This window comes from bacterium, from assembly GCA_026129405.1.
GTDB lineage: Bacteria > Desulfobacterota > Binatia > DP-6 > DP-6 > JAHCID01.
In genome coordinates this window covers 343,823-359,609 of sequence record JAHCID010000002.1, presented here as the reverse complement: position 1 = coordinate 359,609, position 15,787 = coordinate 343,823, and the positions used below count along the sequence as shown (strand labels likewise).

Genomic DNA, 15,787 nt, shown 5'->3' with positions numbered 1-15,787 from the left:
CACCCGACGCGACCGCGGGCACGATGCAGACCGCAGGCGGCGTACCGTCGCCTCCGGCGGGATGTCAAGGAAAAGCGCTAGTGCGCCGCCGCCTCGACCAGCACCGCCAGCCGCGTGCCGTCGCCGGTGAGGAGGGCGAGGCGCCCGTCCGCGACGGTCCAACGCTGCACCCGCCCGAGCGCTGCGAGGAACGCGGTCTCGACGTCGGGTGCGTCGAGGCAGGCCATCCTGGTCGCGGCGAGGGGACCGAACGTCAGGCTGTCGCGATCCACCCGATACGTACCGGCGAGACGGTTGCAGCCGCCGAACCCCGACACCCGCCCGTCGCGGTGGAAGGTGAGGTAGGGCACGCGGGCGACGTCCGCGCCCACCGCCCGGCCGTCGAGCTCGACGAGGCTCCACTGATGCTCCGCGAAGCTCGGCACGCGGGCGCGACCGCAGGCCATCACGACCACGAGCACGACGAGGAGTCCGACTGCCTGGCGACGCATCGCCGGCTCCCGACCCGGGCACGACGGCGAAGCGGACGGCGCGGCCGACCGGCGGCCGGGCGAGAGCCCGCGCCGCACGGTCGCGCGATCCGCCCTACTCGCCGTCGTCGCCGAGCGTCTCCTGCTTCGGAACCTTCTCGCCGGGCGTGGCGAGGCACTTCTGGACGAGCTCGACGTTCGTATCGAGCCGCCGCGCGATCTCGGCCTCGCTGGCCATGGAGCCCAGCTCGCGCTGCACGTCCTGCACCTGCGCACAGGTCGGCAGGGCCGGGTCCGCCGCGAGCGCGGCGGTGCCCATGAGCAGCAGGGCGCCCGCCACGAGCGAGGCCGTCCGGAGCGTGGTGTGCGTCATGCGTCACCTCCTCGATTCGAGTCATGGGCCTGTAGCATCTTTCCCCCGGGGCATCCCAGCCCGGACGGCTTCACAGGCCGTAGCGCGCGTACGATCCGAAGAAGCCGTGCTCGTGGAGCCCGTAGCCGACGAGGTCGCCGAGACGGAAGCGCGCCGCGTGGTCGACGACGCCGACCCAGCCCCACGTGTCGAGCTCCGCCATGTCGCGCTCGAGCCCCTGCACGACGAGCGGCCCCTGGTACATGCCGTGGCGCCAGTCGGACTCCATGCCGTAGCCGGTGCCGACGGCCAGGTAGCAGTGCGTGAGGTGCTCGACGTGGACGTCGAAGCCGCCGCCGGGCGCCTGCGGGAAGGACAGCACGCTGCCCGACTCGATCATCCGCGTCCCCTCGCGCAGCCGGTGCCGATGCTCGGGACGGCCGAGCCACTCGACGGGCTTGGCCGGATCGGCCCAGATGCGCACCGCCTCCTCGAGCGGCCGCTGGCCGTCGTCCTGCTCGTTCAGGATGTAGAGGATGGAGAAGTCGTCGAACTGCATCGGCGCGTAGTTCCACATCCCGGTGAGCTGCCCCTCGCCCTGCCGGATGCCCGGATGCTCCGCCTCGCCCACGGGGCGCACGCCCCACGAGCGGTCGCGCGTGCCCTTCCAGCGGTCGGGCGTGACGGCGAAGGTCTCGCCGGCGACGGTGAGCGTGCCCGCCCAGTAGCCGGTCTGCGCGAACCGCTGCGTGTCGAAGAGGACGCGGCCGTACTTGCGCATGTACTGGCGCGGCTCGAGGAACGCGGGGATCGCGCCGCGCCAGGTGAGATCGAACGACAGCCCGTGCTCCGTCGGCTCGAGCACCGCGCGCAGCTGCTCGAGCGGCTGCACCACCTCGACGCGGAACGGCCCGGTGCGCGTGTCCATGCGGTCGCCGAGCTCGCGCGAGGCGCGCACGACGACGTGCTTGTCGCCGCGGCGCACGACCGCGAACGCGTCCTGCACGGCGAGGTTCGGATACTGCCCGAAGCCCATGACGAGGAAGAGCTCGTCGCTCGAGCCGTGCAGGTTGAAGTAGTAGCGGTCGTAGAAGTTGCGGTCGCTGGTCCCCGCGAAGCGGATCGGCTCCGAGATCTGGTGCAGCGGATAGTCGTCCATCGACGAGAGCATGCGCCGGGTGTGCCGCGGGCGGGGCCGGCGCGTCAATCCGCGCCCCGGTTCGCCACTGCGGCCGCGCCGGCGTAGGTTTCCGCGATGGCCGACCGCTCGCGCTACGCGTCCGAGGGCACCCCGCCCGACTACAGCCACCGCCTCCACGCCGGCAACGTCGGCGACGTATGGAAGCACGTCGTCCTGGTCGAGGTGCTCGCGCAGGTCGCGGCGACGGGGGCACGGGCGGCGTACGTCGAGACGCACGCCGGCGAGGGACGCTACCCGCTCGCGGCGACCGGCGAGTGGACCCTGGGCATCGGGCGGCTGTGGACGGCGGCGGCGCCGGCGCTCGAGCGCTACCTCGCTATCTGCCGCGCGCACGGACGCGGCGACGCCCGGCCGACGAACCATCCCGGCTCGCCGCTGCTCGCGCGCACGATCCTCGGACCCGACGCGCCGCTCGCGCTCTGGGAGCGCGACGCCAAGGCGGCGGCGCGGCTCGCGTCGGTGCTGGACGACGGCCACACGCGCATCACCACCGCCGACGGCCTCGCAGCCCTGGACGACGCGCTCGGCGCCGCCTCGAGCCGCGCGCGGACCGTGGTCGCGTTCGTCGATCCGCCGTGGTCGCGCAAGGGCGACTGGCACGACGTGCCGGAGACGGTCGCGGCCGCGGCACGCCGCCATCCGCGCGCGTGCCTGCTCCTCTGGTATCCGCTGAAGAGCCTCACGCGGCCGAACGCGATGATGGACCGGCTCGCCGCCGGCGGCGTGACCGGTGTCGCCGCGGAGCTGGTGACGACGCCGCTCGAGCACCAGCGGCGCCGCTTGAACGGCAGCGGCATGCTGCTGATCCACGCGCCGGCCGACGTCGCCGCGCGCGTCGCCGCGGCGGCGCCGGCGGTCGCCGCGCACTGCGCCACGTTCCCGGGGGTCTGGTCGCTGCGCCTGCGCGCGTTCGGGCCGACGGCGGCCTGAGCCCGGTACGACCGCGCGCTCAGCTGCCGAGCGTGATCGTCCAGCTCCACTCGAGATCGGCGTCGTCGTCGCCGAGCACGGTGCTCGAGCCGCCGCGGACCACCGCGCAGAGCAGGACGTACTCGTCGTCCGGATGTAGCGACGACGTCTCGCCGAACGGGATCGCGATCCCCGAGGGGCTCTGGATGTTGCCGTCGGCCTCGCCGAAGTGCCCCGTGCACTTGAGGTAGCGCTGGAGCGGCGGGCCCGTGTTGGGCGTACCCGACGCCTTCACGTGCCCCGTCAACGTGAACGGCGTCTGCTGCTTCACCTTGAGCTTGATTTGGAAGCGGGCGTCGAGGCCGGTGGTCGCGACCGTGGTCTCGCTGCCGCCCTGGCTCTTCTCGCCGAAGGTGCCGCTGGCGTGGAGCTGACAGCGCCCGAGATCCCAGGTGACGGCGCCGTTGGCGAACGCCTCGGCGGTGCCGCGCATCGAGTGGAGGGTGTACTCCTGGGTGTCGGACCCGCCCGCGGATCCGAGCGGCAGGGTCACGGGACCGGTGTCGAACGTCTTCGGGTCGAGGTTGCCCCCCGACTGCGCCTGCGACGAACCCAGGATGTCGTAGAAGACCTCGACGGACGCGACGAGCCCGCCGCCGCAGAGCACGGTCGTCGACGTGGTCGAGGACGACGTGGTCGTGGTGGTCGGGACGGTGGTGGTGACGACGGTCGTCATGGTCACCGTCGTGGTGGTGGTCGCGATCGTCGTGGTCGTCGTGGTGGAGGTGGTCATCGTGCTGGTCGACGTCGTGGTGGTCGTCGGGAGCAGGTCTAGGATCTTCTTGATCAGCTCGTCGGAGAGATCGCCGAGCAGCTTCCTGAGATCGTCGATGGAGTCCTTGTCGAAGTCGCGGTCGACGGGGATGCGGTGGATCACGTCGCCGGTGGCCGGATCGACGATACGGATCTCCCCCGTCATGTGGCCGCCGTCGATCGCGAGGTCGCCCTCGACGCGCGCGTTCGGGGTCAGCAGCTCGTCGCGCACCGGCGTCGACGGGTCGAGCTTGCCGTCGGCCTGAAGCTGCAGCTCGCGCGCGTGCGCGTCGAGGAAGCGCTGGTCGGTGTTCACCCAGCGGGTGCCCGCGTCGTGGGTCGCGTCGAACACGCCGGTGAGCAGGCCGGCCGCGATCGAGCCCGTCCGGCCCGATCCGCCCTCGACGGGGATGCTGCCCATGGTGACGACGAGTCCCCCGCCGGGGCTGCCCGTGGCCGACGTCACGCCGGCCACGGCCGCCGTGGCGGCGACCGCCCCCGGCCCGCGCAGCGGCTTCACGGTGGCGACGGCCGCGAGCGCCGGATCGACGCGGAACACGCGACTGACGCCGCTGCGCGCGCCGCGCGCGCCGACGTCGGCGACGGCCGCGAACAGCACGCCGGGGGCCGGGCGCAGCACCGTCTTGGCGCGCTTGCCGATGCCGTCGACCGCGACGACCTCGCCCGTGTCGGCGCCGAGGAGCGCCAGCTGCCGCAGCGTCTTCGCCGGCGGCGGACCGCCCGCGACCTTCAGCGTCAGCGCGCCGCGGCGCCCCTTCCCCGCCGCGGCCGCCACCGTGGCCAACAGCAGGACGGCGAGGACCGCGACCGCACGGGAGCGCATCTCGGCGGCCAATCTCACACATCGCCCGGAGCCGTGTCATCCCTCGCATGCCCCGGCGCCTGCGCGAGCGGCTCAGCCCGCGGCCCGGCGGCGTGCCTGCGCCGCCGCTTCGGCGGCCCGCGCCTTGCGCCGCTGGACGCGGCGCTCGTGGCGCTTCGAGAGACGGTCGATGGCCCGCACCCAGCGGTGCCGGAGCATGCGGCGGATCTGGTGCTTGCGCAGGCGCGGCAGCCGATCGGCGTAGGGCACGCGGCGGTGCAAAACCTCCTGCACCGCGTGCACCGAGAGCAGGATCTGCCCGGCGCTGAATCCGAGCAGCACGAACCCGGCGATCCAGAACACGAACGCCGGTCCGGGCAGGACGCTCAGCAGCGCCGCGATGACGAAGCAGACGACGGCCCCGACCGTCCGCAGGACGAGTCGCGCGCTGCGCGATCGAGGCAGGAAGCGCTCCACGGCGTCAGAGGTTGTTGCGGTAGTCCTCGTCGATCATCTGGTCGATCGAGGTCGCCATCGCGTCGTCGCCGCCGAACTTGCGCGCCATCATGCGCCCGAACGAGACCTTCTCGGGCGGCGGCCAGGCCTCGGGCCGCCACAGCTGCGAGCGCAGGAAGGCCTTGGCGCAGTGGAAGAAGCACTCCTCCACGGTGACCCGGATGGCGAGCAGCGCCGGCTTGCCGCGCGCCGCGAGACGCTCGCAGACGGCGGGATCGCGCGTCAGCTCGGCACGCCCGTTCACACGCAGGGTCTCGCCGGTCCCCGGCACGAGGAAGACGAGCCCGACATGCGGGTTCGCGAGGATGTTCTGGAGACCGAAGACGAGCCGGTTGCCGGTGCGATCCGGCACGAGCAGCGTGCGCGCGTCGGGGACGGCGACGAAGCCCGGGCCGTCGCCCTTCGGCGAGACGTCGAGACGCCCCTCGGCGTCCGCGGTGGCCATGAGCAGGAACGGCGAGCGCGCGATGAAGGCACGCGCGAACTCACCGACCACGGGCTCGATCTTGGCCTCGGTCGCCGTGCCGGGCGCGCCGACGATCGCCCGCAGGGCCTCCACGCTGTCGATGCGGTGCGGATCGGTGGACGTCATGCGCCCATAAGTCCACGGCCCCGCCCGAGGGGCAACAGTCGCCGCCCGCCCCGGCCCGCGCGTGCGGGCCGGGGCGGCGCCGGGTCAGGGCAGCGGCGCGCAGGCCGCGGGTGCGGGCGACTTCGCCACGCCCAGGAACTTCGCCGGCGTGTCGTTCTTCGCCGCCGGGGTCTTGGCCGGCGCGGTCGCGCAGTAGCCGGCGCTCGGGTCGAGCTGGAGCCGCAGGCTGGCCACGCCGAGGGGCGCGCCCGCGAGCGGCAGGAGGCCGTCGCCCTTCCCCATGATCTTGAGGGCGCCGTTGCGCAGCGTGATGGTGGTGATCGGCCCCGCCTCGCCGCGGCGATCGAGGTACTTGTAGCCCGGCTTCACCGCCGTGCCGATCCGCGTCCAACGCCCGGCCGGCAGCGGGATCACGACGCCGGCGCTCCCGCCGGAGACGGCGAGGAAGGCGCCGTCGGCCGAGCCCGCCAGCGTCGGATCGCCGGCGCTGCCCCACGCCGGGACGACGATCGGCTGCGGCACGTTGCGGACGCCCGCGGAGCGGAAGGTCAGTCGTCGCTTGCGCAGGTCGAGCGGCGGCTTCGCGTCGTCGTTCATCTTGAAGGCGGTGGCGACGATCGGCGCGAGCGGCGTGCTGGAGGCGTCGGCCGGGTCGCTGCCCGCGTCGAGCTCGTCGCGATCGAGGAAGCTGTCCTCGTCGCGGTCGACGGCCATGCGCACCGCCGTTCCCGGGGGCGCGCAGGTGAAGGTCTGCGCCTGGCCCGGCACCATCGCCAGCGCGCGCAGCGACGCGGCGGTGCGGACGTCCGTCGCGCGGTCCATCTGGAAGAAGCCGTCGGCGCGCCGGTAGCCGCCGCGGGCCTCGCCGGCGACGACGCCGTGGACGATCACCTCGCACTCCCCCCGGTCGTCGCGCGCGAGCATGAGATCGAGACGGCTCCCCGCGTCGGCGGCCGTCACGCCGTCGAGCGTCACCTGCTGGCCGGCGATCGGGAACAGGTTCGAGTCGAACACGAACATGAAACGCTGGAGGTCGTTCTCCTCCGCGATCGACAGCGAGAAGACCGAGGCGCTGAGGAAGTTCGCCACCGTGTCGACGCTGCCGTCGTGGAGCACGCCGTAGCCGCGCACCTGCGGCAGGTTCGGGTTGGCGCCGGCGGAGCGGAACATGCCGATCTTGGTGTAGACGTTGCGGAGGTGCGGGACCTTGAACATCTGCGTCTCGCCCTCGAAGGTCGAGAACCCGTCGCTGCCGAAGAAGCCGGCGGCGCGGTCGAGGCGGTGGCAGCCGTTGCAGTTGAAGAGCACGTCGGTGTTGCGACCGAAGTAGAGGTCGCGGCCGGCCTGCTCGTTCGCGCGCAGGGCGTTGTCGAGGCGCCGGAACGGGTTCGGCGGATAGGTGACGCCGAGGACGAAGTCGGTGAAGGCCTGCATCTCGGCATCGGTGAGCTCGGTCTCACGACCGATGAGCCCGACGAACGCCGGGTTGAACTTCTTGAACGCGACCTCCTCGTCGAACGGATTCCCGCCGGGATCGTTGCCGCCCGTGCGGTCGCCGCGCCAGTGCATCGACCCGTGGTTGGCCATGCCGCGCAGGCTCTGCGTCGTCATCGGGCCCTTCAGCGGATGGAAGTCGACGAAGGTGCCGAGCAGCGGCGGAATGCGCACCGGGATCGGGTTCGGGATGGTCTCGTCGTCGGGGTTGCCGAGATCCCACGCGAGGTGGTCGAGGTCGCCGAAGACGTGGCAGCTGGCGCACGACGCCTCGCCGTTGCTCGACGTGTAGGCGGCGTCGTACAGGAACCGCCGCCCGGCGCGGACCTGCGGCGGCTCCGGCGTGTACACCGGCACGTGGGCGCGCTCGGTGCGCGTCGCGAGGTCGATCACCGATACCGCGTTGTCGAAGCGCGTGAAGACGTAGAGGCGGTTGCGGGCCTCGTCGAGCACGAGCCCGGTCGGACCGCCGCCGCTCACCGGGATGTGGTCCGCGGCCGACGGCATGAACGTGTCGTTCTCGAGCGCGACGGTGTCGAAGACGCCGACCTTCGACGAGCCGAACGCCGCCACGTAGAGCGTCGTGCCGTCGCTCGACACCACCATCTCCACCGGCTGCGCCAGGCTCTTCTCCTTCACGCCGGGCGGGGCCGGGCGGACCGCATAGTCGATGTGCTTGTTCAGGTGGCGCGGCGTGACGCTGCTGCCGTCGATGACGGTGATGCGCGCCTCGTGCAGATGCCCCTGCACGGTGGTGCTGCCGAAGAACGTGCCCGGTCCCTCGAAGCGGACCTCGTTCCGCGCCTCGGTGTTGCTGACGTAGACCTTGCCGCTCACCGGGTTGGTCGCGATGTTGAAGAGCACGGTGCCGACGTGCGGGAAGCTCGCCGTCTCCACCGGCACCGGCGCGTTCGCGTCGATCGCGAAGACGTCGAGATCGGGCAGCGTGAAGCGCACGGCGGCGTTCCAGCTGCGGCCGAGCGGATCGGCCCAGACGGCCGTCTGCGGATCGTAGCGCACGATGAGGCCGACCTCGGGGCCGCGGTCGCCGTGCTTGTCCAGGTTCGGCGCCGGCAGGCCGCCCGGGAACACGCCGCCCGGACCGCACGGCGGCGCGCCGGCGCCGCCGTCGCAGACCACGGCCTCGCTGATGGCGGTCGTCTGGTTGCCGGACTGGAAGACGGCGGCGTAGACGGTGCTGCCGTCGGCGCTGCGCGCGAGCGCGCGCGGGCTGTCGCCGAACAGCGCCACGTTGGCGATCGGGGTGCCCTCGAAGGTGGCGTCGAGGCTGGTGACGACGTCGAATACCTGCACGATCGCGCGCGGCGTGCTGGTCGCCGCCGGCTGGTCCGGCACCGGACAGTTCTGGCCGCGGCGCGCGGTGGTGACGAACGCTCGTCCGTTGCCGGGGCCGGCGAAGACGATGTCGCGCGGCTCGTCGCAGGTGAGGAGCGTGCGCACCACGCGCGGCGGGCTCGCGGCGACGTCGACGATGCTCACCGAGTCGGAGAGCAGGTTGACGACCCAGACCTCGCCGTCGGAGCGCGCGGCGACGGCGATCGGCTCGAGGCCGACGGGAACCGACCCGGTGCGGGTGAGGCCCGCGGCGTCGATCGTGAAGATCTCGAGCCGGTTGTCCGGCGTGTTGACCGCGAACAGCCGGCTGCCGTCGGGGGAGAGCGCGAGGGGACGCGTCTGCCCCGATTCGAAGTTGACGAAGCTCTGGGCGGCGGCCCGCGGTGCACCGGCGAGGAGCAGCGCGCCGAGCCCCGCGGCCGTGGCCGCGAGCATCCCCCGAGAACGTCGCGCGAAGCCAAGCATGTCGGGACCATGCGTGGCGGCCTCCGGTGTTTGCAATCGGGGAATGCCCGAATCGCCGCGGGGCACACCTGAACGGCGTACCGCGCCGGGAGGGTGGCGCGGTTTCCCACCTGCGATGGCCTCCGCTACAGTGCCCCGCGAGAACGTCGCCGTCGTGCTCCGACTCCGCCCCATCCGCGTGATCGCGTGGCTCTGTCTGCTGCTCCAGCTGGGCGGCGCCGCGTTGGCGTTCGAGACCGTGCTCTGCGTCGCGTCCGACGGCCACGTCGCCCTCGAGACCGCCCATGCAGGTACGTGTGAGGCGGAAGCCCGCCGCCATCATGAGGCGGACCACGACGCCGGGCTCGGGGCGCCGTGCAACGGCCATCCCTGCACCGACATCGCCCTCGGCGAGACCGCCGGGCGGGCGCTGTCGCGGGCCGGCGACGACGTCGTCGCAACCCCGGCCCTGGTGGGCCTGGTGCCGCCGCCCGCCGTCGCCACCCCGGCCGCGCAGCCGCTGCTGACCCGCGCCACCGCCGGCAGCGAGGCGCGCCTCGTGGCCCGTCGCACCGTCGTCCTCCGCAACTGAGCCGCCATCCTCCGCGCGTCGCGGCTCCGCGACGCGTCCCGCCGGCGCGCTCGCGCCGGCACGGCTCGACTCTTTCTCCGGAGGATGTCCATGGACGCGCTCGTCCCGATGGTTCGACCCATGGCGTTGCTGGCCGCGCTGGCCTGCACCGCCCCACCCGCGCTGGCTCGCGACGCGGCGATGCCGGCGTCGCCGCCCGAGGCGGCGGCCGCGCCGGCGCCGTCCGGCGCGATCACGCTGCGCGACGCCGTCGCCGCGGCGCTCGTGCGCAGCCCCGAGCTGGCCGCGTTCTCCGCCGAGGTGCGCGCCCGCGAAGCCGCGACCCTCCAGGCCGGCCTGCTGCCGAACCCGGTGCTGCGGACCGACCTCGAAGACTTCGGCGGCAGCGGCCGGCGCGCCGCCTTCCACAGCGCGCAGACGACGATCAGCCTCGCCCAGCTCGTCGAGCTCGGCGGCAAGCGCGCGAAGCGGCAGCGCGTCGCCAGCCTCGAGCGCGACCTCGCGGGCTGGGACTACGAGGCCCGGCGCGCGACCGTCCTCGCCGAGGTGACGAAGGCCTTCGTGGCCACGCTCGCGGCGCAGGAACGGCTGGCGCTCGCCGACGAGCTGGTGCGCGTCGCCGCGGCGTCGGTGCGCACGGTTGGCGATCAGGTGGCGGCGGGTGCGGTGTCGCCGATCGAGCGGGACCGCGCCGAGGTCGCGCTCGACCGCACGCGCCTCGAGCGCGTGCAGATCGAGCACGACGTCGCGGCCGCGAAGGCGACGCTGGCGGCGACCTTCGGCGCGGAGCGCGTGACCTTCACGGCCGTGCGCGGCGACCTCGCACGCGTGACCGCCCCCGCGCCCGAAGCCGAGTTCCTCGCCCGCGTCGACGCCAATCCCGACCTCGCACGCTGGACCACGGAGCTCGAGCAGCGCAGCGCCGCGATCGAGCTCGAGCGGGCGCGGGGCATCCCCGACATCACGGTCGGCGTCGGCGGGCGGCACTTCGACGAGGACGACACCAGCGGTGCGGTGGTCGAGCTGTCGATCCCGCTGCCCATCTTCGACCGCAACCAGGGCGGCGTCCGCGAGGCGCACGAGCGGCTCGCGAAGGCGAAGGCCGAGCGCGCCGCCGCCGAGGCGTCGGTGCGCGGCGCGCTCGGCCGCGCGTACCAGGAGTTCCACGCGGCCTGGGACCAGGTGGTCTCGCTGCGCGACCGGGTGATCCCGCGCGCGCGCGCGGTCTTCGACGGCGCGAGCGACGCCTACGCCCGCGGGCTCTACCGCTGGCTCGAGGTGCTCGACGCGCAGCGCACCCTGTTCGCGGTGCGCGACCAGTACGTCCAGGCGCTCGCGACCTACCACGCCGCCCGCGTCGACGTGGAGCGACTCAGCGGCACGCCGATCGCCGGCGAGCCCACGGCGGAGGAGGCCCGGCCATGACGACACGACTCCTGGCCTGCGGGCTGGTGCTGCTGCTCGCCCTCCCGGGCTGCGGCGGCGGGCACACGGCGGCCGACGGCGACGCCGTCGCCGGCCACGATCACGATCACGATCACGGCGACGCGCCCGCCGGCCACGACCACGAGACGGCGCACGGCGGCGCCGGACACGACGAGCACCGCAACGAGATCCACGTCACCCCCGCGCAGCGCGCGCGCTACGGCATCACCACGGCGCCCGCCGGGCCGGGCGAGCTCGACCTCGGCGTCGACCTGCCGGCCGAGGTGCGGCCCGACGGCGACCGCCTCGCGCACATCGTGCCGCGCTTCCCGGGCATCGTGAAGGACGTACGCAAGAACGTCGGCGACCGCGTGAAGAGCGGCGACGTCCTGGCGACGATCGAGAGCAGCGAGAGCCTCGCGCCCTACCCGCTCGTGACCCTCACCGACGGCACCGTCATCGAGAAGCACCTGACGCGCGGCGAGGCCATCGATCGCGAGAAGCAGGCGTTCGTCATCGCCGACCTCTCGCAGGTGTGGGTCGACGCGAGCGTCTTCCAGCGCAATCTCGACGACGTCCGGCTGGGCCAGGCCGTGCGCGTCTCCGCCGGGCCCGGCGGCCCGACCGCGCTCGGCACCGTCACCTATCTGACGCCCGTCGTCGACGTCCCCACGCGCACCGCCACGGCGCGGGTCGTGCTGCCGAACCCGGGCGGCGCCTGGCGCCCCGGCATCTTCGCGACCGTGCGCGCGCTCCGGCCCGTGCCGGTGCCGCTCGCGATCCCGCGCGACGCGGTGCAGACGATCGAAGGCCAGACCGTCGCGTTCGTCGACCGGGGCGACGGCTTCGCCATCCGCCACGTCGTCCTCGGCCGCGCCGGCGACACGCTCGTCGAGGTGCTCGACGGGCTCGCGCCGGGCGATCCGATCGCGGTCACGAGCACGTTCCTCTTGAAGGCCGAGGCCGGCAAGGGCGCGGCCGAGCACGCACACTAGGAGCGGGCCGATGCTGGAACGGGTCCTCCGCTTCTCCATCGTCCACCGCTGGCTGGTGGTGATGCTGACCCTCGTGGCCGCGGCCTACGGCGTCCACGAGCTCACGCGCCTCCCCATCGACGCGGTGCCCGACATCACCAACAACCAGGTGCAGGTGAGCACGATCGCGCCGGCGCTGTCGCCCGGCGAGATCGAGCAGCAGGTCACCTTCCCGATCGAGACGGCGCTCGCCGGCATCCCCGGGTTGGTCGAGACGCGCTCGCTCTCGCGCAACGGCTTCTCCCAGGTGACGGCCGTCTTCGGCGACGACGTCGACGTCTACTTCGCGCGCCAGCAGGTCGCCGAGCGTCTGGCGCCGCTGCGCGCGACCCTGCCGCCCGGAGCCGATCCGCAGATGGGTCCGATCTCGACCGGGCTCGGCGAGATCTACATGTGGACCATCGAGTACGAGCACCCGGACGGCGCCGGCGCTCCGGCGGCCGACGGCCGACCCGGGTGGCAGCCGGACGGCAGCTTCCGCACGCCCGAGGGCGCCGTGCTCGCCACCGACGTCGAGCGCGCGATCTACCTGCGCACGGTGCAGGACTGGATCATCCGCCCGCAGCTCGTCGGCGTGCCCGGCGTCGCCGGCGTCGACGCCATCGGCGGCTTCGTGAAGCAGTACGTCGTCACGCCCGATCCGGAGCTGCTGGTCGCCTACGGGCTCACGTTCGCCGATCTCCTGGCCGCGCTCGAGCGCAACAACGTCAGCACCGGCGCCGGCTTCATCGAGCACAACGGCGAAGCGCATCAGGTGCGCGCGACGGGCCGGCTGGAGACGCCCGAGCAGCTCGCGGACATCGCGATCACCGAGCGCGGCGGCGTTCCGATCCGCGTGCGCGACGTCGCCCGCGTCGCCGTCGGCCCCGAGCCGCGGACCGGCAGCGCGAGCGAGAACGGACACGAGGTCGTCGTCGGCACGGCGCTCATGCTGATCGGCGCCAACAGCCGCACCGTCGCGCGGGCCGTCGACGAGAAGATGGTCGCCGTGAACGCCACGCTTCCCCCGGGCATCCGCGCCAAGACGGTGCTGGATCGCACGACGCTGGTCGACGCGACCGTCGCCACGGTGCGCACCAATCTCGCCGAGGGCGCGATCCTCGTCGTCGTCGTGCTGATGGTGCTGCTCGGCAACCTGCGCGCCGCGCTGCTGACGGCGCTCGCCATCCCGCTGTCGATGCTGCTGACCGCCATCGGCATGGTCGAAGGCCGCATCAGCGGCAACCTCATGAGCCTCGGCGCCATCGACTTCGGGCTCATCGTCGACGGTGCGGTGATCATCGTCGAGAATTGCCTGCGCCACCTCGCCGAGCGGCAGCACGAGCTCGGCCGCGTCCTCACGCGCGCCGAGCGGCTCCGCGTCGTGTTCGACGCCAGCCGCCAGGTGCGCAGCGCCACCGCCTTCGGCGAGGCGATCATCATCACCGTCTACGTGCCGATCCTCTTCCTCACCGGCGTCGAGGGGAAGATGTTCCGCCCGATGGCGATCACGGTGATGCTCGCCCTCGGCGCCGCGTTCGTCCTGTCGCTGACCTTCATCCCGGCGATGGTGGCGCTGTGCATCACCGGCCGCGTCGAGGAGCGCGAGCACGTCGTCCTGCGCTGGGCCCGGCGCCTGTACGCGCCGGCGCTGGGCTGGGCGCTGCGCTGGCGCCGCAGCGTCGTGGCCACGGCGGTCGCGCTCTTCGCGGCCTCGTTGCTGCTCTTCGGGCGGCTCGGGCAGGAGTTCGTGCCCACGCTGGCCGAGCTCGACATCGCGATCCACGCCCTGCGCATCCCGAGCACCGGCCTCGCGCAGTCGTCGCGCATGCAGACCGACCTCGAGCGCGTCATCGCCACCGTGCCCGAGGTCGCGTTCGTGTTCTCGAAGGTCGGCACGGCCGAGACGGGCGCCGACCCGATGCCGCCGAACGTCGCCGACACCTTCGTCGTCCTCCAGCCACGCGCCGACTGGCCCGACCCCTCGGACACGAAGGAGGACGTCCGCCGCCGCATCGAACGGGCGCTCGGCGCCACGCTCGGCAGCAGCTTCGAGTTCACGCAGCCGATCCAGATGCGCTTCAACGAGCTGATCGCCGGCGTGCGCAGCGACGTCGCCGTGAAGCTCTTCGGCGACGATCTCGACGCCCTGCTGCCGCTGGCGCAGCAGATCGGCCGCCTGCTCGCCGAGACGCCCGGCGCCGCCGACGTACGCGTCGAGCAGGTCGAGGGTCTGCCGACGCTCAGCGTCGACCCCGACCGCGAAGCCATCGCCCGCAACGGCCTCACCGTCGCCGACGTGCAGGACGCGATCGCGATCGGCGTCGGCGGGCGCACGGCCGGCCAGCTGTTCGAAGGCGACCGCCGCTTCGACGTGGTCGTACGCCTCGCCGACGACGTGCGCACCGACGTGGAGCGCCTCGCGGCACTGCCGATCCCGCTGCCGGCGCACGACGAAGAGGTGGCGCGGGGCCGGGAGCGCGGCAGCGCGCCGTCGCGCTTCGGGTTCCTGGCGCTCGGCGCGGTCGCCGACCTCGTCCAGACCGAAGGCCCGAACCAGGTGAGCCGCGAGAACGGCAAGCGTCGCATCGTGGTGCAGGCGAACGTCCGCGGCCGCGACATCGGCTCCTTCGTGGCCGACGCGCAGGCGCGCATCGCGGGCGGCGTCGCGATGCCGGCCGGCAGCTGGCTCGCCTGGGGCGGCCAGTTCGAGAACCTGGTGCAGGCGAAAGCGCGCCTGCTCGTCGTGGTGCCCGCGTGCTTCGCGGTCATCGGGCTGCTCCTCTTCGGCACGTTCGGCTCGGTGCGCCAGTCGGCCATCGTGTTCTCGGGCGTGCCGCTGGCCCTGACGGGCGGCATCGTGAGCCTCTGGCTGCGCGGCATGCCGTTCTCCATCTCCGCCGCCGTCGGCTTCATCGCCCTCTCCGGCATCGCCGTCCTGAACGGCCTCGTGCTGGTGACGTTCATCAACGAGCTGCGCACGCAGGGCCGCGCGACGGACGACGCCGTCCACGACGGTGCGCTCACGCGCCTGCGGCCGGTGCTGATGACGGCGCTCGTCGCCTCGCTCGGCTTCGTGCCGATGGCGCTCGCGACCGGCACCGGCGCCGAGGTGCAGCGCCCGCTGGCCACGGTCGTCATTGGCGGCCTCGTCACCTGCACCGCGCTGACGCTCGTCGTGCTGCCCGCGCTCTATGCGCTCTTCGCGGGCCCGGTCGTCCGCCGCGACAGCGGGGAGGCGACGCTCGGCTGACCGCCGCAGCGGCGGTAGACGTCGGCGAGCACCCACAACGGTCCGATGAGGAAGAACTGCACGTCCTGGGTGAACGAGGGCTTGCGTCCCTCGATGCCGTGGCCGACGAACTGCGCGATCCAGGCGACCACGAACACGCCGGCCAGCGCCGCCACGTACCAACCGCCGAGCACCGCGTGCAGGGCCGCGAGCGCGGCGAGCCCCGCGCCGGTGAACACCGCCATGCCCGCCGCGAGCGCCGGCGAGAGCCGCAGGTAGTACAGGTAGTAGAGGAGCACGAGAGCGGCGCCGATCGCGGCGCCGTCGAGCGAGCCCCCGAGCGGGATCGCGCGCAGGAGCCCGAGCACGTCGAGATAGATGATGGGGACGACGATGCGGTGGATGGTTTCGTTGGCCGGGTTGCGGTGACTCTCGCCGTACGCGGCGAGCCAGGCGTCGAGCGTGCGCATCGGGGATCGGAGATACGGGGCGCCCGCGCCTCGGCCAACTCGCATTCGCCGGCCCCCGGGCGGGGTCGCAAGCCTGCGACTTGCA

General features: G+C 73.2%; 12 protein-coding genes and 1 pseudogene. 5 read left to right on the top strand and 8 right to left on the bottom strand.

What is annotated here, in order from left to right; translation table 11 throughout:
• Positions 1–77: 77 nt before the first annotated feature.
• The 3 genes from KIT14_10050 to KIT14_10040 all read right to left on the bottom strand — a co-directional run bounded on the left by KIT14_10050 (position 78) and on the right by KIT14_10040 (position 1,993).
• A complete protein-coding gene (locus tag KIT14_10050; protein MCW5890883.1) occupies positions 78–491 on the bottom strand; it encodes an META domain-containing protein in 414 nt (137 codons plus the stop codon).
• A gap of 94 nt (positions 492–585) precedes the next feature.
• On the bottom strand, positions 586–843 hold the full coding sequence (locus KIT14_10045) for a hypothetical protein (GenBank protein MCW5890882.1): 258 nt from the start codon (positions 841–843) through the stop codon (positions 586–588).
• Between the two features lie 70 nt (positions 844–913).
• Positions 914–1,993, bottom strand: coding sequence for a hypothetical protein (locus KIT14_10040; protein ID MCW5890881.1), 1,080 nt, complete (start codon positions 1,991–1,993; stop codon positions 914–916).
• Positions 1,994–2,077: 84 nt separating this feature from the next.
• Between KIT14_10040 and rlmJ the strand changes: the two genes are divergently transcribed.
• Complete coding sequence (gene rlmJ / locus KIT14_10035; GenBank protein MCW5890880.1) at positions 2,078–2,953, top strand: 23S rRNA (adenine(2030)-N(6))-methyltransferase RlmJ; 876 nt, start codon at positions 2,078–2,080, stop codon at positions 2,951–2,953.
• Positions 2,954–2,972: 19 nt separating this feature from the next.
• On the opposite strand, the gene KIT14_10030 is transcribed toward rlmJ, so the two are convergent.
• The 4 genes and pseudogenes from KIT14_10030 to KIT14_10015 all read right to left on the bottom strand — a co-directional run bounded on the left by KIT14_10030 (position 2,973) and on the right by KIT14_10015 (position 8,961).
• The gene (locus KIT14_10030; GenBank protein ID MCW5890879.1) at positions 2,973–4,589 is read right to left on the bottom strand and encodes a hypothetical protein; all 1,617 of its coding nucleotides are present in this window, start codon (positions 4,587–4,589) and stop codon (positions 2,973–2,975) included.
• Between the two features lie 72 nt (positions 4,590–4,661).
• Positions 4,662–5,045, bottom strand: a complete 384-nt coding sequence (locus KIT14_10025; protein ID MCW5890878.1) for a hypothetical protein — start codon at positions 5,043–5,045, stop codon at positions 4,662–4,664.
• Positions 5,046–5,049: 4 nt separating this feature from the next.
• Positions 5,050–5,676, bottom strand: a complete 627-nt coding sequence (locus KIT14_10020; GenBank protein ID MCW5890877.1) for a pyridoxamine 5'-phosphate oxidase family protein — start codon at positions 5,674–5,676, stop codon at positions 5,050–5,052.
• A 627-nt stretch (positions 5,677–6,303) separates the two neighbouring features.
• Positions 6,304–8,961, bottom strand: a pseudogene (locus tag KIT14_10015) (hypothetical protein).
• 184 nt (positions 8,962–9,145) lie between these two features.
• Between KIT14_10015 and KIT14_10010 the strand changes: the two are divergent.
• The 4 genes from KIT14_10010 to KIT14_09995 all read left to right on the top strand — a co-directional run bounded on the left by KIT14_10010 (position 9,146) and on the right by KIT14_09995 (position 15,253).
• The gene (locus KIT14_10010; protein ID MCW5890876.1) at positions 9,146–9,562 is read left to right on the top strand and encodes a hypothetical protein; all 417 of its coding nucleotides are present in this window, start codon (positions 9,146–9,148) and stop codon (positions 9,560–9,562) included.
• A 90-nt stretch (positions 9,563–9,652) separates the two neighbouring features.
• Positions 9,653–10,987: a TolC family protein gene (locus KIT14_10005; GenBank protein ID MCW5890875.1), complete on the top strand. Its 1,335-nt coding sequence runs from the start codon at positions 9,653–9,655 to the stop codon at positions 10,985–10,987.
• The gene (locus KIT14_10000) at positions 10,984–11,982 is read left to right on the top strand and encodes an efflux RND transporter periplasmic adaptor subunit (GenBank protein MCW5890874.1); all 999 of its coding nucleotides are present in this window, start codon (positions 10,984–10,986) and stop codon (positions 11,980–11,982) included. The genes KIT14_10005 and KIT14_10000 overlap by 4 nt, the downstream gene beginning before the upstream one ends.
• Before the next feature lie 10 nt (positions 11,983–11,992).
• Positions 11,993–15,253, top strand: coding sequence for a CusA/CzcA family heavy metal efflux RND transporter (locus KIT14_09995; GenBank protein MCW5890873.1), 3,261 nt, complete (start codon positions 11,993–11,995; stop codon positions 15,251–15,253).
• On the opposite strand, the gene KIT14_09990 is transcribed toward KIT14_09995, so the two are convergent.
• On the bottom strand, positions 15,193–15,702 hold the full coding sequence (locus tag KIT14_09990; GenBank protein MCW5890872.1) for a DUF962 domain-containing protein: 510 nt from the start codon (positions 15,700–15,702) through the stop codon (positions 15,193–15,195). The two genes, KIT14_09995 and KIT14_09990, sit on opposite strands and share 61 nt — an antisense overlap.
• Between the last annotated feature and the right edge of the window lie 85 nt (positions 15,703–15,787).